19 protein-coding genes and 1 pseudogene are annotated in these 20,224 nt (G+C 54.7%); 2 read left to right on the top strand and 18 right to left on the bottom strand.

All coding sequences use genetic code 11. The features are described 5' to 3' along the window. A pseudogene (locus HMPREF9473_RS10295) lies at positions 1-2,706 on the top strand (transglycosylase domain-containing protein); the annotation flags it as partial. Between the two features lie 71 nt (positions 2,707-2,777). On the opposite strand, the gene HMPREF9473_RS10290 reads toward HMPREF9473_RS10295, so the two are convergent. The 3 genes from HMPREF9473_RS10290 to HMPREF9473_RS10280 all read right to left on the bottom strand — a co-directional run bounded on the left by HMPREF9473_RS10290 (position 2,778) and on the right by HMPREF9473_RS10280 (position 7,227). Next, on the bottom strand, positions 2,778-4,901 hold the full coding sequence (locus tag HMPREF9473_RS10290; RefSeq protein WP_006780042.1) for a CocE/NonD family hydrolase: 2,124 nt from the start codon (positions 4,899-4,901) through the stop codon (positions 2,778-2,780). A 27-nt stretch (positions 4,902-4,928) separates the two neighbouring features. After that, entirely contained in the window at positions 4,929-6,095 is a 1,167-nt protein-coding gene (locus HMPREF9473_RS10285; protein ID WP_006780041.1) for a DUF819 domain-containing protein, read from the bottom strand. Between the two features lie 67 nt (positions 6,096-6,162). Then, positions 6,163-7,227, bottom strand: coding sequence for a mandelate racemase/muconate lactonizing enzyme family protein (locus HMPREF9473_RS10280; protein WP_006780040.1), 1,065 nt, complete (start codon positions 7,225-7,227; stop codon positions 6,163-6,165). A gap of 406 nt (positions 7,228-7,633) precedes the next feature. On the opposite strand from HMPREF9473_RS10280, the gene HMPREF9473_RS10275 reads away from it, so the two are divergent. Then, positions 7,634-7,981, top strand: a complete 348-nt coding sequence (locus HMPREF9473_RS10275) for a hypothetical protein (RefSeq protein WP_006780039.1) — start codon at positions 7,634-7,636, stop codon at positions 7,979-7,981. A 160-nt stretch (positions 7,982-8,141) separates the two neighbouring features. Here the strand turns inward: HMPREF9473_RS10275 and HMPREF9473_RS10270 are convergent, their stop codons facing one another. The 15 genes from HMPREF9473_RS10270 to HMPREF9473_RS10205 all read right to left on the bottom strand — a co-directional run bounded on the left by HMPREF9473_RS10270 (position 8,142) and on the right by HMPREF9473_RS10205 (position 20,147). After that, positions 8,142-9,332, bottom strand: coding sequence for an iron-containing alcohol dehydrogenase (locus tag HMPREF9473_RS10270; RefSeq protein ID WP_006780038.1), 1,191 nt, complete (start codon positions 9,330-9,332; stop codon positions 8,142-8,144). 15 nt (positions 9,333-9,347) lie between these two features. Next, positions 9,348-10,583 (bottom strand): FAD-dependent oxidoreductase, encoded by a 1,236-nt coding sequence (locus tag HMPREF9473_RS10265; protein WP_006780037.1) that lies wholly within the window; start codon positions 10,581-10,583, stop codon positions 9,348-9,350. Positions 10,584-10,603: 20 nt separating this feature from the next. Continuing rightward, a complete protein-coding gene (locus tag HMPREF9473_RS10260; RefSeq protein WP_006780036.1) occupies positions 10,604-10,864 on the bottom strand; it encodes a EutN/CcmL family microcompartment protein in 261 nt (86 codons plus the stop codon). Positions 10,865-10,867: 3 nt separating this feature from the next. After that, positions 10,868-11,527 carry a phosphate propanoyltransferase gene (locus HMPREF9473_RS10255; protein WP_006780035.1) on the bottom strand — a complete coding sequence of 220 codons (660 nt, stop codon included), beginning with the start codon at positions 11,525-11,527 and terminating at the stop codon, positions 10,868-10,870. Positions 11,528-11,566: 39 nt separating this feature from the next. Continuing rightward, positions 11,567-11,872 carry a BMC domain-containing protein gene (locus tag HMPREF9473_RS10250; protein WP_006780034.1) on the bottom strand — a complete coding sequence of 102 codons (306 nt, stop codon included), beginning with the start codon at positions 11,870-11,872 and terminating at the stop codon, positions 11,567-11,569. Between the two features lie 127 nt (positions 11,873-11,999). Next, positions 12,000-12,290, bottom strand: coding sequence for a BMC domain-containing protein (locus tag HMPREF9473_RS10245; RefSeq protein ID WP_034858253.1), 291 nt, complete (start codon positions 12,288-12,290; stop codon positions 12,000-12,002). A 22-nt stretch (positions 12,291-12,312) separates the two neighbouring features. Beyond that, positions 12,313-12,741, bottom strand: coding sequence for an aldehyde dehydrogenase family protein (locus tag HMPREF9473_RS28135; protein WP_006780032.1), 429 nt, complete (start codon positions 12,739-12,741; stop codon positions 12,313-12,315). A gap of 84 nt (positions 12,742-12,825) precedes the next feature. Next, a complete protein-coding gene (locus HMPREF9473_RS10240; RefSeq protein WP_006780031.1) occupies positions 12,826-13,797 on the bottom strand; it encodes an aldehyde dehydrogenase family protein in 972 nt (323 codons plus the stop codon). A gap of 18 nt (positions 13,798-13,815) precedes the next feature. Continuing rightward, positions 13,816-14,805 (bottom strand): class II aldolase/adducin family protein, encoded by a 990-nt coding sequence (locus tag HMPREF9473_RS26155; RefSeq protein ID WP_006780030.1) that lies wholly within the window; start codon positions 14,803-14,805, stop codon positions 13,816-13,818. Positions 14,806-14,843: 38 nt separating this feature from the next. Further along, positions 14,844-15,686: a 3-keto-5-aminohexanoate cleavage protein gene (locus tag HMPREF9473_RS10230; protein ID WP_006780029.1), complete on the bottom strand. Its 843-nt coding sequence runs from the start codon at positions 15,684-15,686 to the stop codon at positions 14,844-14,846. Between the two features lies 1 nt (position 15,687). Continuing rightward, positions 15,688-16,419 (bottom strand): FadR/GntR family transcriptional regulator, encoded by a 732-nt coding sequence (locus HMPREF9473_RS10225; RefSeq protein ID WP_006780028.1) that lies wholly within the window; start codon positions 16,417-16,419, stop codon positions 15,688-15,690. An 85-nt stretch (positions 16,420-16,504) separates the two neighbouring features. Continuing rightward, on the bottom strand, positions 16,505-17,782 hold the full coding sequence (locus HMPREF9473_RS10220; protein ID WP_006780027.1) for a TRAP transporter large permease: 1,278 nt from the start codon (positions 17,780-17,782) through the stop codon (positions 16,505-16,507). Next, positions 17,779-18,267 (bottom strand): TRAP transporter small permease, encoded by a 489-nt coding sequence (locus HMPREF9473_RS10215; protein ID WP_006780026.1) that lies wholly within the window; start codon positions 18,265-18,267, stop codon positions 17,779-17,781. The genes HMPREF9473_RS10220 and HMPREF9473_RS10215 overlap by 4 nt, the downstream gene beginning before the upstream one ends. 91 nt (positions 18,268-18,358) lie before the next feature. After that, on the bottom strand, positions 18,359-19,432 hold the full coding sequence (locus tag HMPREF9473_RS10210) for a TRAP transporter substrate-binding protein (RefSeq protein WP_006780025.1): 1,074 nt from the start codon (positions 19,430-19,432) through the stop codon (positions 18,359-18,361). 43 nt (positions 19,433-19,475) lie between these two features. Then, entirely contained in the window at positions 19,476-20,147 is a 672-nt protein-coding gene (locus HMPREF9473_RS10205) for an aspartate/glutamate racemase family protein (RefSeq protein WP_034859131.1), read from the bottom strand. Positions 20,148-20,224: the final 77 nt, after the last annotated feature.

Here is a 20,224-nt window from a genome sequence, read left to right as displayed (position 1 = left end):
CGGAAAACAGGCGACAGACAAGAAACTGAAGGCGGCTTCTTCCAGCGCCAGAAAGTACAAGAACAAGTTTATATTAGGTTTTTCAAAACCTTTTTTATTTTCGTGTGTGTTTTCGGTGTCATCGGCGTCAGCATGGGAATCGGGATGTTCAAGGGCATTATTGACAGCGCCCCGGAGATTAACATCGAGAGCATTGTCCCCCAGGGCTTTGCCACCACCGTCTATGACAGCGCCGGCAATTTAACCGACACCCTGGTAACCGCCGGTTCCAACCGTGACCCGGCTACGTATGAGGAGCTGCCACAGGATTTGATTGACGCCTTCGTGGCCATCGAGGACTCCCGTTTCTGGACCCACAACGGCATAGACATGCGCTCCATTCTGCGTGCCGTCAAGGGCGTGCTCACCGGGGATTCTTCCGCCGGCGGCGGCAGCACCCTGACCCAGCAGCTCATCAAGAACAACGTGTTTGAGGGCGGCCGGGAAGCCAGCTTTGGAGAGAAGCTGGAGCGTAAATTCCAGGAGCAGTACCTGGCGGTGAAGCTGACCAAATCCATGGACCGGAAGCTGATTATCACCAACTACTTAAACACCATCAACCTGGGCAACAACGCCCTGGGAGTCAAGGTGGCGGCCCGGCGGTATTTTAATAAGGAAGTTTCTGATTTGACCTTATCGGAGTGTGCCGTTATCGCCGGCATTACCCAGAATCCGTCCCGTTTAAACCCGATTTCGGGCAAGGAGGAGAACGAGGCCAAGAGGAAGGTTATCCTTCAATACATGTTCGAGCAGGGTTATATCACCAAGGAGGAGCAGGAGGAGGCGCTGGCGGACGACGTGTACTCCCGCATCCAGAACGTGGACATGATTACCAAGGAAAATACCACGCCGTACAGCTATTTCACCGATGAGCTGACCGCCCAGGTGAAGGAAGCTCTCATGGAGCAGTTAGGCTACACGGACACCCAGGCCCACGACCTGTTATACAGCGGCGGCCTTCAGATTTATACCACCCAGGACCCGGTTCTCCAGGCCATTGTGGATGAAGAGGTAAACAATCCGGAGAACTATACCGTGGTCCGCTATTCCATCGAATACCGGCTGTCCGTGACCCACAGTGATGACACCACCACCCACTACTCCCAGGAGAATATCAAATCCTGGCACAAGCAGGTGCTGGGGGATTCGGGATATACCGGACTTTACAACAGTGAGGAGGAGGCCCAGGCGGATGTGGATGCCTACAAGGCCTATCTTCTGACGGATACGGATAAGATTATCGGCGAGCGGCTTACCACCACCCTTCAGCCACAGGTTTCCTTCGTGCTGATGGACCAGGCTACGGGACAGGTGAAGGCCATCAACGGCGGCCGCGGGGAGAAGACGGCCAGTCTTACCTTGAACCGCGCCACCAACACCAAGCGCCAGCCGGGTTCCACCTTCAAGGTTGTCACGGCATTTGCACCGGCCATTGACACCTGCGGCTCCACCTTAGGAACGGTGTACTATGACGCTCCCTACACGGTGGGACAAAAGACCTTCCGCAACTGGTATTCCACCGGATATCAGGGATATTCCAGCATCCGGGACGGTATCGTCTACTCCATGAACATTGTGGCCGTGCGCTGCATGATGGAGACGGTGACGCCTCAGCTGGGTGTGGAGTACGCCAAGAACTTCGGCATCACCACCCTGACGTCCAACGACTTTAACGCTGCTACCGCTCTTGGCGGTATCACAGCAGGTGTGACCAACCTGGAACTGACAAGCGCCTACGCTTCCATAGCCAACGGCGGTGTCTATACAAAACCGATATTCTTTACCAAGATTATTGACCACAACGGAAAAGTGCTGATCAACAACGAGCCGGAGACCCACCGGGTGCTGAAGGACTCCACAGCCTTCCTTCTGACAGACGCCATGGAGGATTCCGTCATAAGCAACCGGAAGTTCGCCCGTGCCGGCGCGGCGCCAAGCTCCACCAGCACGAGAGCCAAGATTCCGGGCATGACCACCGCCGGTAAGAGCGGTACTACTTCCAGCAACGTTGATATCTGGTTTGTGGGCTATACGCCTTACTATACGGCCGGTATCTGGGCTGGCTGCGACGACAACCAGAAACTGTCCGGCGGCGCTCAGAACAACGGCGGCACCTCCTTCCACAAGGACATCTGGAGAAAGATTATGACCAGGGTTCACGAGGGGAAGGAAGACCCCGGCTTCAAGGTTCCTGACAGTGTGGAGACCGCCCAGATATGCCGCAAGTCCGGCAAGCTGGCCGTACCTGGTCTCTGTTCGGCGGACCCGAGAGGAAACGCGGTCTACACCGAGTATTTCGCCAAGGGAACCGTACCCACTGAGGTGTGCAACAACCATGTGGCCGCCACGGTCTGCGAGGAATCCGGGCTTCTGCCAACGGAGTTCTGCCCAAGCAAGGTATCACGGGTATTCATGGCAATTCCCGCCGGGGAAACCGGCGAAACGGACGACTCTGTCTTCGGCCTGCCAGGCGCGGAGTGCAACATTCACAACCAGTCGTCCACCATATTAGGACCTGAGGTTCCGTCGGATACGGATGGCAATAACTATGGACCGGGATATGTGCCGAGTCCCAGCCCGATACAGGGCACCATACCGTCCTATACCTCGCCGCCTACCCAGTCCTACACGATACCGTATAGCAACGGACCGTTTTCGAATCCATAAAGAATTTATAAACGTTTAAAAGAAAAAATAAGTTTCCCATGCCGGTGATTTGGCGTGGGAAACTTATTTTTTTATCGCTCTCTCCGCCCTGTTACCCGCGACGGATAGATGCCGCCGTGATGGACGGTGTTGTGTGCAATTCTGGTCTCCTGACTGTTAAAGCCTCCCTCCGTGTTGCTGTTGGGGAATATCCAGTTCTTGGCGCTGGAGGTGACGGTCAGCCGGATACGGTGCCCTCTCTTAAACATAGCCGAAACCTTGGAGGTCCGTATCACCAGCTTGTAGACCTGCCCCGGCTTCATCATCCGGGAAGTCTCAAAGCCATCCCGGTAACGGGCGCTAAGAACGCCGTCAGCCAGCTTGATGGAGGTGCCGTGCTCGTCCACGTCATTGATCCTCACCACAAAATCGGTGTCCGGCGCATCGGAGGAAATGTACAGCTCCACGGAGAAATCTCCGGTCAGCGTGACTGGCTCCTCTAACGGCGGCGTGTCATAGCAGAGCACGTCGGGGCGTAAATCCTGTTCGGTGTAGTTCTCCGGCACACCGACTTCATTTTCCGACATATCGATGATACAGAGGGACGGGTCCTCCGGGTCGTAATCGTAGCTGTCCTCTCCCGCCCTGGCGGCTGGCTCAAAACGCAGGCCGCCGTTATCAGACGCGGTCTCCCCATCTGTCAGATAGAGGGAAAATGCTTCTGTCTCCGGCACCGGCCAGTCAGAAGCGGTCTTCCACCGCTCCTCGCCAAGGGTATAGTACTCCACGTCCGGCAGCCGGTCAATGCCGTTCTCCCTGCCTCTCAAGTGATAGTCAAACCAACGGAAGAAGGTCAGGTCGATATCCATCTTCAATGCCTGTTGGCCAAGGGCCATGCCGTGGATATCGTACCTGGAATTTCCGCCGTGCTGCCAGGGACCCAGGATTACCTTTCTCATAGTATCCCCGTGGTCCGCCGTCAAATCCAGGGCTTCCGTGGTTCCCATCCCGTCGTCGTCAAACCAGCCGGACATGATAAGGGCCGGTATCTTAACACCGCCGCTTCTCTCCTTCCAATCGCTCTTCTTCCACAGCTCGTCGCAATCCATATGATTCAGCCAGGTGGTGAGAAATGGAATTTCATAGCCCAGAGCTTTCTTGGGAATGTCCTCCAGGGGACGGATATTTAAAATCTCGTCCCAGTCGTCCCGCATCATCAGTTCCGGATGAAACTCCTGCTTCGATACGGCAAAAGCCCAGGCCATCATGCCGGAGACGAAGGCGCCGCCCTTTCTTGGCAGGTCGCAGAAGGCGCTTCCCGCGGTCACCACGCTGATCATGGTGGTCAGATGGGGATTGCCGCTGGCGGCCGCCGCCCACTGCACATAGCCTAAATAGGAGCCGCCCACCGTCCCCACCTTCCCGTTGCTCCAGGGCTGGGCCGCAATCCAGTTGAGGGTGTCATCCCCGTCCTCCACCTCGTGGCTGTTGGGAAGCCATTCCCCGCCGCTCTTATTCCGCCCTCTCACGTCCTGTATGACTACCGCATAGCCGCGGTGCACGTACCGCAGGTAATTTAAGATATCCCCCTCCTTGCCGTAGGGGGTCCGGACCAGAATTGTGGGAACCGGCTCTGCCACGTCAGCCGGAATCAGAACCGCGGTGGAGAGGGGTACGCCGTCTCTCGTCACCACCTCCGTCTCGCCGAGGTCCGAGATGGGATGCAGCACTTCCTCCGGATACTCCTCCTTCCAGCGTCTGATTACGGTCTGGTTCTCATATCCCTGTTCCACCAGCACGTGGACCCGCTCCCTGCTGGGGCAGGTAAAGCCCCGCACTCTGCCGTCCACGTAGAGGACGTTTCTGGGGAAACGGATCATGCGCTGGCAGTAATTGTGAGCGTCCATCTTCTGGTATATCTCCCCCTGGGAAAGCGTGAACAGTGTTCCGGCAGTCTGATCAGTTTCATCTTTGGGCCGGCCGGATGGCGTCTCACCATCTGTAAACGCAAGGTCGTATTCCTCCAGGCGGCTGAGCAAATCCAGCACATCCATGTTGGCCAGCTGTTGATAGAAGCGGTTATCCTCCTCATCCAGCTTTCGCTCCTCCCGGTATTCTGCCGTATTGGCGTCCAGCCACCGGTGCCTGATTTCCCCTTCCGTGACCTGAAACTGTCCGTAACAGATTCCGGAAGAATATAAGCGCCATATTCTCATATCATTTCCTCCATTGGCTGGCGGCGGTTAGACACCGGCCAGCATTTTCACAAGATAGGCCACGCCGATGCCCACGTAATTGCCCATGGCTCCCGCGGCGACGCCCATAATCATGCCCACCTGCACCAGAGATTTCCAGTCCGCGCCCGATGCGACGATGGAAGCCGTGGTGCCGTCCGCGATACCGGCGACGATGGCCAGCAGGCTGAACTCATATTTCACCTTCAAAAGCCGGGTGATGACACAGTGCAGCAGGAAGCTTCCCACAATGACACAGAAGCAGAACAGCGTAATCATCAGGGCCGAACCTGCAAACAGCGCGATGTTCACCTGGAAACCGATGGTGGTGATAAATACCATGGAAAATAACAGGCCCAAGTCAAAGTTCCCGTTTAATTTCTGCACGGCCGGTATCTGGGCCGCCAGCAGGGACAGGGTTGTGATAATGATGACCCGCATGGACTTCTGTAAGGATGCCGGAAGCAGGGTCTCCGCCAGCAAGGTGGAAACTGCGACCACCGTAAATGCCGTCGCCAGCAAAAATACCACCTCCTGAAGGGTAAACGGCTTCTTGCCAAGGTCCACATGTTCGCCCTCCCCCGTCAGTTCCTTCTCCGGCACCTGATATGGCCAGACGCGGTTAAACCACTTTGACGCCTTCATCAGCGCCGGGGCCGCAAAGAAGAAAATAAGGGACGGCATGCCGATGACATAGTCAGCGGCGTTGGCCAGCGCCAGGGTGTCCCCGGTCACCTCCAGGCCGGTGCCGATGGCTGTCAGCTGGGAGCTGCCGCCGGTGTAGGTTCCCACGAACATTCCGGCAATCTTCCAGCCCTCGTCAATCTGGTGGGCGAAGAACAAACCGCCCACAACCGCCACCAGGCAGACCGAAACCAGCATGGACGCAAAGGCCAGCAGGGAATCCCTGGTCAGCAGAATCTTCAGTTTCTTCGCGTCAAAGCTCAGCAGATACAGACTGATGGACATGGGCACAAAATAATTGCTGACCACGCCGTACAGCTCATGGGAAATGGGAACCACCTTCAAGTTGGTGAGTATCACGCCGAGCAGCAGGACAATCAAAACCGGTCCCATGGTCTTGATTCCTTTCACCCTCTGTAAGAGAAATGCCGCCGCCATCACCAGAAAAATAATCATCAGCAGCGATTGTGTGCTGGTAAATAATGCTTCCATATCCTATCGTTCCTCCGTATATTCTGTCTTACCGTATGTAATCCTTGTAGTGTCCATCAGAAAGCCGTTACAGTTCCACTCCCAGTCCCGGCTTGTCCAACAGGGTAAATAAATCGCCCTTCTGCTCAAATCCGCCCTTTAATCCAATCTCCGGCTCCTGGCAGAGCATAAAGCTGTCGCAGTCCGCTTCCGTGATATTTTCCTGGGCCGCCACCAGACTTAAGCCCGCCGCGATGCCCAGACGGCTCTCCATCATGCAGCCCACCATACAGCCGATTCCCGCGGCCTGCGCGATGGCATTAATCTGGAGACCCCGGTATAACCCGCCGCATTTCATCAGTTTGATATTGAAAATGTCGGCCGCTTCCAGCCGGCTGGCCTTTGACGCGTCCTGTGGCAGATGGATGGATTCATCTAACATGATGGGAACGCCTGATACCCGGCGCAGTCTGGCTGAGGACTCCAAATCATGCTCCGGAAATGGCTGCTCGATAGCCCTGATTCCGATTTTTTCAAACTCCCGGACAGCCGTCAGGGCCGACTGCTCGTCATACCCCTGGTTGGCATCCACCCGCAGCAGCACCTGGTCTCCCACGACCTGGCGGATGGCGCGAAGTGCGGCAGCATCCTCCTCCACGTTGATTCCCACCTTCACCTTCAGAATCCCGAAGCCCTGGTCCACATAGCGCTTGGCATCCTGGGCCATTTTTTCCGGGGTGTTGATACCGATGGTGATGTCGGAGCGCACCTGGTTTAGGAAGCCTCCTAACAGTTTGTAGACCGGAACTCCCATGGCCTTGCCCACCAGATCATACAGCGCCATATCCACCGCAGCAATGGCGGAAGTGGCCTTCGGAGCCAGGGCGTCCATGCGGTGATGGGCCAGCTCGATGCACACCGGGTCCAGGCCAATCAGGGCCTCCCGGAACAGGGCCAGGGCGTCTAACACGGTCTGGAGGGATTCTCCCGTCACCAGCTCATAAGGAGCCGCCTCCCCGATTCCAACCAAGCCGTTGTCTGTCTCCAGCCTTACCAGCACGTTGACCGAGCCAGTCTCCTCGGAAAATGCGATTTTAAAGCTTTCTTTCAAATCAATGTGAAATGTGTCTGCCATGACTTTTGTGATTTTCATGATGGTTTCTTCCTTTCCATTCTCATAACAGTGCCTTCCCGGATTGGGGGAAGGCAGTATGTATTATTTTTTTATATAGTTTAACACATTAAACTGATGAACACAACGGATTTTAGAACCTAAACCGGCTCCGTCCTTTATTAAAGCTGCTATCTATTCCCAACTCTTTTTGTGGACTGGTAAACGTAATAAGGGATGGTAATATTTATATGTATATGGTATCATAAAAGTAAATTTATGAATAGTGTCTGTATGCATGACCAGCAAGAACTACAGTTCCGTTCTTTTTTTGCGTTTTATAGCAACGGAACTATGTGGCCAAAGATTTGGGAGCAAAAAGGAACGAATATAATTAAATAATTTCTAGTTTGTCAAACTAAAAACTCGGAATTTGCGGAGGTATTTTATGTTTAATGAAATATGCATATATGAAGCGAAATTAACTAAATTAGATGAAATCGAGGAATTGATGAAAGAAGTCGCTGAATTTTATCTAAAGCAAGAAGGAGTTATTGAAGTACACTATATTAAGCGAACACATAGACAAAAAGATTTTAATGCAGTTAAAGAGGGTGAAGTACCTGTTCGTCTTACGAGGAATGTAGAGAAAGTAACATATGTTTTATATTGGGTATTGGAAAATGAGGAAGCCCATGCAAGGGTATCGAAACTTGGTGTGGAGAAATTCTACAAGCGTTGGAATAGGTGTTTAACTACGATGCCTAAAATTATTTTAGGGGAGAATATCGTGTGATTTAACGATTTCCAGTATCCGTTCCGAAATATCTGTCCTATTCGTCTTTTCATTAAGCAGCTTATAGCAGTCTGGTGCTGAGTCTGCAAATGTTCATGTGCCAAAACAACCACCCCCTGCCGGAATTCTGACAGGGGGTGGTTATATGATGTTTTCTGTACTATCTGCCCTGATATGCATGGTGGTAAACCTGAATGACTTCCTGAAGTGTCGGCCGCACCGCGTTGTCCGCCATGCAGGTATCCTTCATGGCAAGCTCGGCAAGGATGCGGAAGTCCTCTGTCTTCACCGGCTCCAGCAGGCTTAAACTCTGGGGAATCCCCACCTGCCGTGACAGCTGCCGGACGGCTTCTATCACGGTGGATACTGTCTGGGCGCCGGGAGAAGAGCCGTATGCGGCCGTTGTCTGGCCTGCTGCCGCCTCCAGCCCCATGGCTTTTGCTATCTTTTCGAAGCGAATCCGGGCCTCCGGGGCCGCTCCGTTGTATTCCAATACATAGGGCAGCAAAACGGCGTTACAGACGCCGTGAGGCAGGTTGTAGCGTCCTCCCAGGGCGTGGGCCATGGCATGAACCATCCCAAGCCCCGCGTTGGAAAATGCCATTCCCGCGGCGTACTCGGCGTAGGCCATCATGGTCCTGGCCTCCTCGTCACCACCGTCTGAAACAGCTTTGGGCAGGTTTTCGCAAATTGTCCCGATGGCCCAGAGCGCGTCCTTGTCCGTGAAGGGAGTTGCCCGCACCGACAGCACCGCTTCCAGTGCGTGGGTCAGGGCATCCATGCCGGTGGACGCCGTCAGCTTCGGCGGCATGCTCATCATAAAATCAATATCGTTGATGGCAATCCGCACCATACAGTTTGTGTCCACCATAGCCATCTTGGAATGCTTCTCCGTATCAGTCACAATGTAAAAGCTGGTCACCTCGGAGCCGGTGCCGGCGGTGGTGTTGACCGCCACAATAGGAATCCCCGGGCGGGCCGATTTGCCGGTTCCCTCGTAGTCCTCCACGCTCCCGCCGTTGGCCATGACAATGCTCACCGCCTTGGCCGTGTCGATAGCGGAGCCGCCTCCCACAGCCACCAGTATATCCACCTCAAGGGTTCTGGCGGCCATCAGGCACTCGTTGACCACCTGAACGGTGGGATTGGGCTGGACCTGATAGTAGATGGCATACTCCGTATTGCCCTCCAGCAGAACGCGGCCCACCCGCTCCGCCACACCGGTTTCGTACAGAAACCGATCCGTGACTACCAGGGCCCGGCGGATGCCCATCTTTTTCAGTTCTGCCGGCAGCTGGCGGATGGCGCCTTTGCCAAAAAAACTCAAACCTACTGCGTCAATTCTCTCCATGTGATTCCCTCCCGCCTATCTCGCGTCGTGGCATACCACCTGGACCGGGTCCCAGATGGAGGAGGCGGCTGAGGAATAGGAAAAGTCCACATTTCCCAGCTGCTCCGGCGTCATACCCGATTCAATGGCCACGGCAAACATGTTGATTCTGGCAATCACATTCTTCTTTCCCCATGCCTGGGCGCCCAGAATCCGGCCGCTTGCCCCGTCATAGACCATTTTCACGGTTATCTGATTGGCGTTAGGGCAGAGTCCCGGTCGGTCGTTGGCGGTCACCAGGGCTGTCTTCACCCGGCTGCCCATGCCGCCCTGCTTTTTGGCTTCCTGCTCGGTGAGACCGGTTCTTGCGATCTCCAAATCCGCCATCTTTAACGAGGAGGTCCGCAGGGAACCCTCCAGGGAGCGGGTGCAGTCACCCACGGCGTAGACGTCCGGAACATTTGTCTCCATAGATTTGTTGATGATGATCTCCCCCTGAGGCGTCATGGAAATGCCGGAGCCGGTTAAACATCCGGTGTTTGGTGCCACTCCCACCGCCATCATGGCCAAATCCGTGTCATAGCTTCCACGGCTGGTCTCCGTCTTTTCGATAAAGGTACCGCCGGTAAATCCTCTTAAAGTCTCCCTCAAGTGAATCTTCACACCGCTCTCCTCCAGCTCCCGCTGTATCATGGCGGATACCTCCCTGTCAAAGGTTGGCAACAGCTGGTCTTCCTTCTCGATGATACGCACCGAGCGGCCCATTTTCAAAAATGCCTTTGCTAGCTCCAGACCGGCGAAGCTGCCGCCGATGATGGTGATGTCATGGACAAAGGGGGTTTTGGTGAACTCCCTTAAGAATATCACGTCCTCCACGGTCTTTAGCACCTGGACGCCCACCTTCTCAACTCCCGGCACGTCGGGAATCAGGTTGTGGGAGCCGGCAGCTATCACCAGTTTGTCGTAATGGTCGTCAAATACCTGGCCGTTGTCCAGATTTCTCACCGTTACCTGTTTTCTATCACACGCGACGGACAGAACCTCATGGCGGCAGTGGGCCGTCACGCCGGATGTCCTTAACGTTTCCTCCATGGCCGCCACGGCCTGTCGGATATCCGCTTCCCGGTTGGCCAGATAGTAGGGAAGTCCACAGGTTCCACAGGAACAGATGGCCCCTTTTTCATAGACCACCACCTCCGCCCTGCTGCCTCCCGTAATTTTTGATACGGCGGACATACCTGCTGTCACTCCGCCGATGATGATAATTTTCATATCCACTGCCTCCTGGTCTGCTATTTCCCAATAACCGGCGGGTTATCCACGATCCCAACGATAAACGCGTCCACAGGCGCTTCCCTGGTCAGGGCGTGCTGGGTAGTCTCGTCCGTCGTCACCAGCACCAGTTCCCCGATGCCGGCCCCTATGGTATCGCCCGCCACGATAATCTTTGATTGATCTCCAAAATACGGTTCCACCAGCAGGAATTTATATCCCACAAGATTATCCATCTTTCTGGTGGATACCACGGTTCCTTTCACGGTTCCCAGAATCATGTTCTACTCCTTTTCCTGTGCTGTCAGCACCTTTACCGGCTGGCCCTGTTTTAAGAGAAAGGCGTTGCCGTCGTCGGTGTCAATGTGAAAGTCCAGGGCGTAATCGCTGCTGACCCGGATTCTCACATGGCCCATGATGCCCGGCTTCTCCCCGCCAATTTCCACCTGGACCAGCTCCTTGTCCTTCACATGAAAACGGGCGGCGTCCTCCGGACTCATGTGGATGTGGCGGTCCGCCACGATGACGCCCTGTTCCAGCGCGACCTCCCCCTCCGGCCCCCGGAGGAGGATGCCGGGCGTTCCCGTCAAATCTCCGGAGGCTCTCACCGGTGGTGTCACTCCCAGCGCTCTGGCGTCGGTAAGGGCCACCTCCACCTGGGACTGGTTCCGCTCCGGCCCCAGCACCCGGACTCCCTTCAGAATGCCCTTTGGTCCGATGACGTCCAGCGTCTCCTCGCAGGCGTACTGGCCGGGCTGGCTCAGCATTTTTTTCACCTGAAGCTGATGACCGTAGCCGAACAGCTGGTTGATGTGCTTTCGCTCCAGATGGATGTGGCGGACGGAAATGCCGGTGGGAACCAGAGGTTCCCGGTTCAGCTCCTGTTTCACCGCGTCCACTATGATTCTGGTCAGCTGTTCGGTTGTCACGTCATGGTAAATCATAGTCTGGCTCTCCTTGTCTCCGTATTATTGTCTCCCGCCCTATTTGGCCTGGGGAAGTACCACGCCTACGCTTCCGTGAGGTCTTGGGATGACGTGGACGGATACGCACTCGCCCACTCTGGAAGCCGCCTCGGCTCCCGCTTCCGTGGCTGCCTTTACGGCTCCCACATCGCCCTGTACCATGACGGTCACCAGGCCGGCGCCGATTTTCTCACTGCCCACCAGCTCTACATCCGCCGCCTTCAACATGGCGTCCGCCGCCTCAATGCTTGCTGTCAGACCGTAGGTCTCAATCATGCCAAGCGCCTGTAATTTTGAAGTTTCCAACTGTTTTTCCACTGCCATTGTTCTATCTCCTCTCGACTTTTCGACTTCTCCGTGTTTCGATTTCTCCAGTTTTCGATGTTTCTATGGTTTCACATCCTGCGTTCTTTTCTTCTGCCGTTTCTCATTTTTTCCTGTCAGCCACCTGTTATTTCGCCGCAGGACCTGGTTTTGGAAGGATTTTAGCGATGTCCGCATGGGGTCTTGGAATCACGTGGACGGCCAGAAGCTCTCCCACTCTGGAGGCTGCCTCGGCTCCCGCCTCCGTGGCCGCCTTCACGGCTCCCACCTCTCCGGTCACTACTACGGTTACCAGGCCGGCGCCGATGGTGTCTGTTCCTACCAGCTCCACGTCCGCGGCCTTTAACATGGCGTCTGTCGCCTCGATATTGCCAACTAATCCCTTTGTCTCAATAAATCCGATTGCTGCCATTTTCATTTCCTCCTTGAACGGTTTCTATTTATATGATTCGTAATCCGCCTTCCGCCAGCATGCATCTTCTGCGTCTGGTGAAGCTCTTAGCGTTTGTGATTCCCTCTCCGGTGGGGCCTGCGATGGTCATGGTGCAGTGGCCCTCCCCCCGGATGCCCACCCCGGCCATGGTGGCACGGTTCTTGACATAGATGGTGGTCTCGACGGCCCTGGCAAACCGGGTCATGTGCTCCACGTCTTTGGAAAAGATGGAAGCGGTATGACGGTTGCCATGCTCGGCCTCCACCGCCCACTCCACGGCCTGCTCAAAGTCCCGGCAGCGGACGATGGGAAGAATGGGCATCATCTGCTCCACCGTCACCAATGGATGGTCTTTCTCCACCTCGCAAATCAGCAGTCTGGTATCCACACCGGTGATTCCTATCTGCTCCAGAATGCGGGAGGCATCGCGGCCCACCCACTGTTTGTTGACCTCGTATCCATTTCCCTTGTTTTTTAGGCTGGAATACGATGGATAGGAGGCGTTCCGTCGTGGGCGCTGTCAAGTAAGTACCGCCCCCTGTTTGCGAAGGTTATAGAGGAGGCCGTCGGCGGCGCTCTCCACCACGAAGGCTTCCTTCTCCGCAAAGCAGAGGATATTGTTGTCAAATGACGCCCCTTTATATATCTCTCTGCCGGCCAGTTCCACATCGGCCGTCTCGTCCACGATAACCGGCGGGTTGCCGGCTCCCGCGCCGATGGTCTTTTTGCCGGAGCGCAGCAGGGCATTTACCATACCCATGCCTCCGGTTCCCACCATCATGCGGATGTGGGGATTGGCCGCCAGTTTGTTCACGTTTTCCATGGTCGGCTCTTTGGCCATGGTAATCAGGTTCTCCGGTCCGCCGGCGTCCACAATTGCCCGGTTCAGCAATTGGAGGCAGTAAGCCGATACCTGTTTTGCCGTGGGATGTACGTTGAAGACCACGGCATTTCCACCGGCTATCATGCTGATGGTGTTGTTGATGATGGTCTCCGTGGGGTTTGTGGTGGGGGTGATGGCGGCAATCACGCCAAATGGCGCGTACTCCTCCAGCATCAGGCCCTCGTCCCCGGAGATGGCCTCCGTGTTCAGACAATCCGGACCGGGCGTCTTGTTGATGACCGCCAGGTGCTTCTCCAGTTTGTCCTCATAACGTCCCATTTTTGTCTCTTCCACGATCATGCGGCACATGGTCTCCACATGGTCTCTGGCCGTCCTCCGGATGGCCTCGATGATTCTCTGTCTGTCGTATACCTTATAATTGGCCACATAATCCCGCTGGGCCTGATAAGCCGCTTCTATGGCATCCTCGATATCGTCGAAGACGCCGTCATTGCCAGTTTTGCTGCCGTAGACCGTGGCGCCGGATTGACGGTTTAGCGGGGATAAGGTGAACACCGACGGCCCCGGGGCCTGGCTTTTCTCCGGCGCCCCAAGGCCGGCGATGACTTGTTTGACGATTAATTCAATCTCGTTTGAACTGATATCCATCTTCTGACCCTCTCTCTATCAATGATAGTTCTGCATGGTTCTTCGAACCACCTCAGCCATAACATCGGCTTTCGGTTTTTCCGTGACGGGTACCACCGCCGCGGGGTGCGCCGGGCTGGCCGGCGGCTGGGATGGAGCCGGTGTTCGGGACACCGGATTTTGATATCCGGATGTCTGGTATCCAGTTTCACGGTTGCCCACTGCACCGCAATTCATATTATGTATAACGTCGGATGTAGAAGGCTGGAAAGAGCCTGGCTTTACCAGTTCTGTCACACCTGACAGTTGGGGCTGAACGGCCATTCCTGACTGTACCGCCATTCTCGGCTGCAACGCCACACCAACCTGCACGGTCGTTCCTGACTGCCCAACCATTCCCGGCTGCAACGCCGCGACTGTCGTCCCGCACATCCCCGGTGTTCCGCCACCCATTCCTCTCAACACAATCCCATAATACTCCATCGCTTCCAACATCCCGAATGCATCCTGCGGCGTCTCTCCCCAGGTCATGCATCCATTATTCTGAAGCAGGACGCCTCTCCCGCTTTTTCCAATCCGTCCCACGGTCTGGGCCGCAGCGTCCATATCCCCGCAGGGAACCACCGGCACACTGCCCAGCTTCCTCAGCGTCTTGGTAAACCCGGCTCCCTCAATGGCGATTCCCTGAATCCCCAGTCCTGTCGCCACAGGCGGGTAACCGTGGATGACTGCCCGGATGTTCTCATTCTCCCGGTATATCTTTAAGTGAAGCTTCATCTCCTCCGGCAGCTCCACTGTCTTCGCTCTCATCACCGGATTCCCGTCTAGGTCCACCTTCACCATCATATCCTGGCTCAGACTTCCCTTGTTTGCGTCCCCGACGGTGATCCACACGGCGTTTGGTCCCACCCGGACACTCAAACTTCCATCGGATGCAATCACATATCCCTTCTCCGCCATCCGTTTCCCCACGTCTGTCATGGCTTTCTTGGCCTCAAAATCGGATAGATAACGCACTCCCTGAATCATGATCACTGCTGCTCACTTCCTTCCATTTTGCGCCTGTCTCATCGTCCAAACACTCCCGGTTTCAGAGGATGAATGTTCAACATGGCCCGAATCTCAGCCGGTGTGGCCGGCATCATCCCTTTCGTCTTCACGATATCCGCCACCGCTTCCACCAATGGCACATTGCTGTCCACCTGGGTCGTGGGATTTAAGTAATTGCTGTCCTCAAACCCGATTCTCACTGTGGATGCCCCCATATCGAGAGCCGCCTTCATGATCTCAAAATCAGTCCGGTGGGCGTGGGTGATTCCCCACAGCGCCTCACCTTCCCCAGGGAAGAATTCGTAAAATGCCTCCAGCATGGATTTCAGCGTCCGCACGGTAGCCGGCGCCGCTCCAATATGTCCCAGAACGATGCTGAACAGAATCGGCTTCACAAAATCAAACCTCTCCGCCAAGTCCCTCACCGTCTTAATCATTCCAATCTCAAACACTTCAATCTCCGGCGTCTTGTGATTCCGGATAATCTGCTCCACACAGTAATGCACTTCCTCAATGGGATTGCGGTACACCGCGTCCCCCAGATTGACGGAGCCCACATTCAGAGAATTGGCCTCCACCCAGTCGGCAAACACCGGCGCGCACCGCTCCTCAATCGTCAAATTGGACACGCCGCCTGTGGACGCCTGAATGACAATGTCGCACTCCGAGCGGATATACCGGACCGTCTCCTCCAGAAGCGATAAATCCGGCGTCAGCTGCCCATTTAAATCCCTGACATGCAGATGAACCATCCCGGCCCCTGCCTTGCTGCAGGCGATGACATCCTTGGCAATCGCTCTCGGATTAATCAGGATGTCCGTCGCCGCCACCGGCGCCACGGAAATCAATATTTTTTTCATGTCACATCTCCTGCTCTTCCTCTTTCCAATATACATAGTGGTCCATGACCGCTTTGCTTATCTGCTCATATTGCTGATGCTCAATAACCTGAATCAGCTGCCTGTGCAGGTCGATAAAATGCTCCGTTCCGCCCTGTTCCAGCACCCGCTTGATGGTCTTTCGCCTGGACGGTATGGTAATTCTGGTGATGTAGTCGGTGATGTTGACCAGCTGCTCGTTGCCGGTGAATCTGGCAATGGCCATGTGAAACTCCGAGTCCGCCTCCATGATAGCGGTGACGGACGGCTTTTCCACATCCATAGCCCTCTCCATCTGCTCCACACACGCTTTCAGGGTGTCTAACTGCTCCTCCGTCACCTGGTGGCTGATAACCACGTCCAGCGTTCCGATATCCAGCACCCGCCGCAGCTCAATCAAATCCTGCCAGCTGTCCTTCTGAAGTATCATGCCGTACAGCATGGGGTCCAGCATTCTCCGGTTGTAGGTCTCGCTGACAAAGGTACCCTCCGCCCGCTTGATATAAACCACCCCGTAAGCCTCCAGCTTTTTGATGGCCTCTCTCACGGAATTTCGTCCCACACCCAAATCACGGCACAGCTCCATCTCGGTGGGAAGCCGGTCTCCCGGCCCCAGTTCTCCCTCGATAATCGCGGACACGATTCTGTCGATGATGCTCTCCACCACCGATTTATTCTGTAAAGATGTGCTTAATAATGATTTTCCCTCTCCCATATTGAAAACCTCTGACTTTCTTCGAAATATGTAAAACCTGAATATGAGACCATTTTATCACATCTTTACAGGATTTGAAATCAGTTTATCTAACCAGTCCCGTCGGCAGTAATATCAGCTGCGGGAAGGCAATCAGCAGCGCCAGCACAACGAAGGTAGCCGCCAGATACGGCACCAGCGTCTTCATGACCTGGCCCACCCGCATTTCCATCAAATCACAGGCCACATAGATACACATTCCCACCGGCGGTGTCACAAGTCCGATGCCGATGACCACGGTTATCAGCACGCTCATCACCGTCGGGTCGATTCCAACTGCCATGGCAATCGGGTAGATAATCGGCATAAACAGTGTCAAAGTCGCGATGGACTCCATAAACATAGTAACAATAAAGAATATCAGTAATATCAGTATCAAAATAATGGTAGGATTGTCCGAGACGCCAAGCATGGTGTTCGCCACCCATTTGTCAAATCCAGCTGTGGTCAGCATAACCGTAAACAGTTTGGCGGAGCCAATCACCAGGAATATCTTGGCGCTTGTCTTCACGGTCTCGCAAAATGCGAATTTGATATCCGCCCATTTTAACTCCTTGTAAATCAGGCCGCCGGCAATCAGTCCGTAAACCACGGCAATGGCTCCCGCCTCCGTAGGAGACACGATACCGGTGGTAATGCTGCCAACAATGATAATCGGCATCAGCAGCGCCGGCAGGGATTCCCAGCCGTATTTCAGGAACTCTCCCATGTCAAAATGGCCTTCCTCCTTCGGCACTCCCTCCCGTTTTGCCAGGAAATAGGAAACCGCCATCTGGGCTACACCCAGCATGATTCCGGGAATGATACCGCCCAGAAACAGCTTTCCGGTGGAGATGCCCAGGATTCCGGCGATAACCACCATGGGAATACTTGGCGGAATGACGATACCAATCGTAGAGGAAATGGCCGTAACGGCAACCGTCAGTTTCTTGCTGTACCCCTTCTTCACCATCTGCGGCATAATCATACCGCTGACGCCTGCCGTATCCGCCACCGCCGAGCCGGAGATACCGGCGAAAATCATACTGGACAACACATTTACATGGGCCAGACCACCGGTAAAACGTCCCACGATGGAGTAACAAAAGCCCATGAGACGGTCGGAGATACCGCCCTTGCTCATGGTAAATCCCGCAAAGGTGTAGAGCGGAATTGCCAGCAGCGCAAAGGAGTTCATTCCCTCAAACATTCTCTGTCCCACGGAAACCATGCTGCCGCCGTCCAGGAACAGAATTCCGCCCATGGCCGAAAGCCCCAGTGACATGGCAATCGGAACGCCGAGAGCCAGCAATACAAAAAAGGTAATCAGTAAAAATGCTATCATGCCTTCGCCCCCTCCTTATCCATGTCTTTTAAATCCACAATTAATCCAATGACCACCGATATGGCGCTGAGAACTGCCGTCACCGGTATCATCCAGTACACCTGCGCCATCTTAAACTGGGGCATGGTGGAAATGCTCTGCTTCGCCTTGGTCGCCAGCAGATAGGCGCCGTAGGCCATGCCGATATAGAACAGCACGTTAAACACCGCCACCAGAATCTTCACAATCTTTTTGCCGATGCCCTTTGCCAAGTCCTCCGCCAGATTCACCTTCAAGTGCTGTGTCCTGACCGAGATGGCGATGCCCGCTATGAGCATGGACCAGACATTCAGGTACTGGGAACTCTCCATGTACCAGCTAAACCCTCCGAATCCAGGTAAATATCTCAATATAATATTGACGGTCAGTATCGTCATCATCAATCCGCACATGATGGCGGAAATGACGGTGCTGACGGTATCAATTCCTGACTGCAGCTTATGCATACCTTACCTCCTTCAATCGTATATCCCCACCCATTCCTCAAAAGGGGCGGATAGGCTCTGCCCGTCCGCCCACAATATCCTGCTCTGCCTATCAGCGGCTGGCCTTCCACTCATTTACCTTATCCAGTAAATCGCCGTATGTGGCTTTCATGTCGTTTGCCACCCCTGCGGTTGCCTCGGCAAACGGTGCCAGGTCAGGTTCTGTGATAATCATGCCTTTCTCCTTCAAGGTGGAAAGCATCTCTTCTGTCTGCTGTTTGTTCATCTGACGGTTAAACTCCGCGGATGACTTGGCGGCCGCGTCCACAATCGCCTGCTGCTCGGCGCTCATCTTGTTCCAGGTAGACTCGGTGATGGTAAAGCACATACCGGAGTAAATATGGTTGGTCACGGATAAATATTTCTGAACCTCATATAAGTTGTTGTTGTAGATAACCGGGATCGGGTTCTCCTGGGCGTCATAGGTTCCCTGCTGCAATGCCTGGTATAACTCGGAAAATGCCAGCGGCTGCGGGTTGGCGCCAAGGGCTTTCATGGTCGCCATGATAACCGGATTCTCCGGAGTACGGATTAACATATTGGCCATATCAGCCGGCGCGCCAATCTCTTTCTTGGAATTGGTGACACAGCGGAAGCCGTTGTCATAGTGAGCCAGGACTCTCATGTTCTGCTCGATTAATAAATCCTCCGCCTCTTTCTCAATCTCACCGTCCATGAATTCCCAGGCATCCTCAAATCCCTCAAACTGGAACGGAAGGGCGGAAATTCCCATCTTCGGCTCGTAGGTAGCAAAGTTGCTGGCGTCCGTGATAATGACATCCACCGTACCGGAATCCAGAGCCATGGCTTCGATTAACGCGGCGTCGCCTCCCAGCTGTCCTGCCGGATATATCTCCACCACAATGCTTCCACCGCTCTTTTCCTCCACCTCTTTCTTGAATTCCTGGGAAGCTTTGGCACGCGGGTCCTCCTCGTTGGTGGAGAAGCCCAGTTTCAAGGTGATGGCGTCTGCGCTCGGTGTGACAGCCGCGGTGGTATCCTCCGTCTTGGCGGCTGCCGCCGTGGTGGTTCCTTCGGTTGGTGTGGATGTGGATTTGCTTCCACAGCCGGCCAGCATGCTCACAGCCAGCATGGTAGATACGAGTACGGATAATGTCTTTCTCATTTGATAATTCCTCCCATATGATTTCTTAATTATATGTTTTCAGTTACATAACACCCTTTGCAACCAGCGCTTCTTTAAGCGCCACGGCCCCAAAACGGGGACTTGACAGTACAATCTTGTGATACATATCGGCGATGTATTCCTCGCAGTAGGCCATGGAACCCTGGGCAAACAGGATGACGTCCACATCCCCAGCCACTTTGCCGGCATACTCGGCCATCAGGGCTTTAAACTGCTCCTGGTCCAGACCGAAGCCTCCATCCACCAGCACATCCACCAATTCCACGTGTCTGCCCATCTCTCTGGCAACCCGGTTGATGGTGTTCTTGGTGGGCTCCAAGGTAGTCGGAAGGGTCGCCATAACGGCTATCTTCTGTCCCTTTCTCACCGCTTCCCGGCACATCTCCTCGTCCACTCTCACAATGGGCACTCCCAGATATCTGGCCGCATCCTGCGCACAGTCTGCCACCTCCCCCACGGAGGAACACAGGTTTAACATGGCGTCCACTCCCGCTTCGGCCGCCTTCATGTACATGCCAATCAGTCTTGCCGCCGGGGCTGTGGTCACATAACCCGCCTCCCGCACCTCGGCCAGAATGGAAGCATCCTCCAGACTCAGCAGCTCCACATCACTGCCAAGCTGCTTTATCACTTCCTGCTCCACCAGCTGTATCAGCTCCGGCGTCGTGCTGGTATAAATCAGTCCTACTTTCATCTGCTTTGTTTCCCCTTTCGTTATGTCCTGCAGTGCGCGCCGCATGGTATCCTGCAAACTGCATCTTTCTGCATTCC

The organism is Hungatella hathewayi WAL-18680 (genome assembly GCF_000235505.1).
Taxonomy (GTDB): domain Bacteria; phylum Bacillota; class Clostridia; order Lachnospirales; family Lachnospiraceae; genus Hungatella_A; species Hungatella_A hathewayi_A.
The sequence above is the reverse complement of the archived record's forward strand: the minus strand, read 5'-3'. Positions and strand labels throughout refer to the sequence as shown.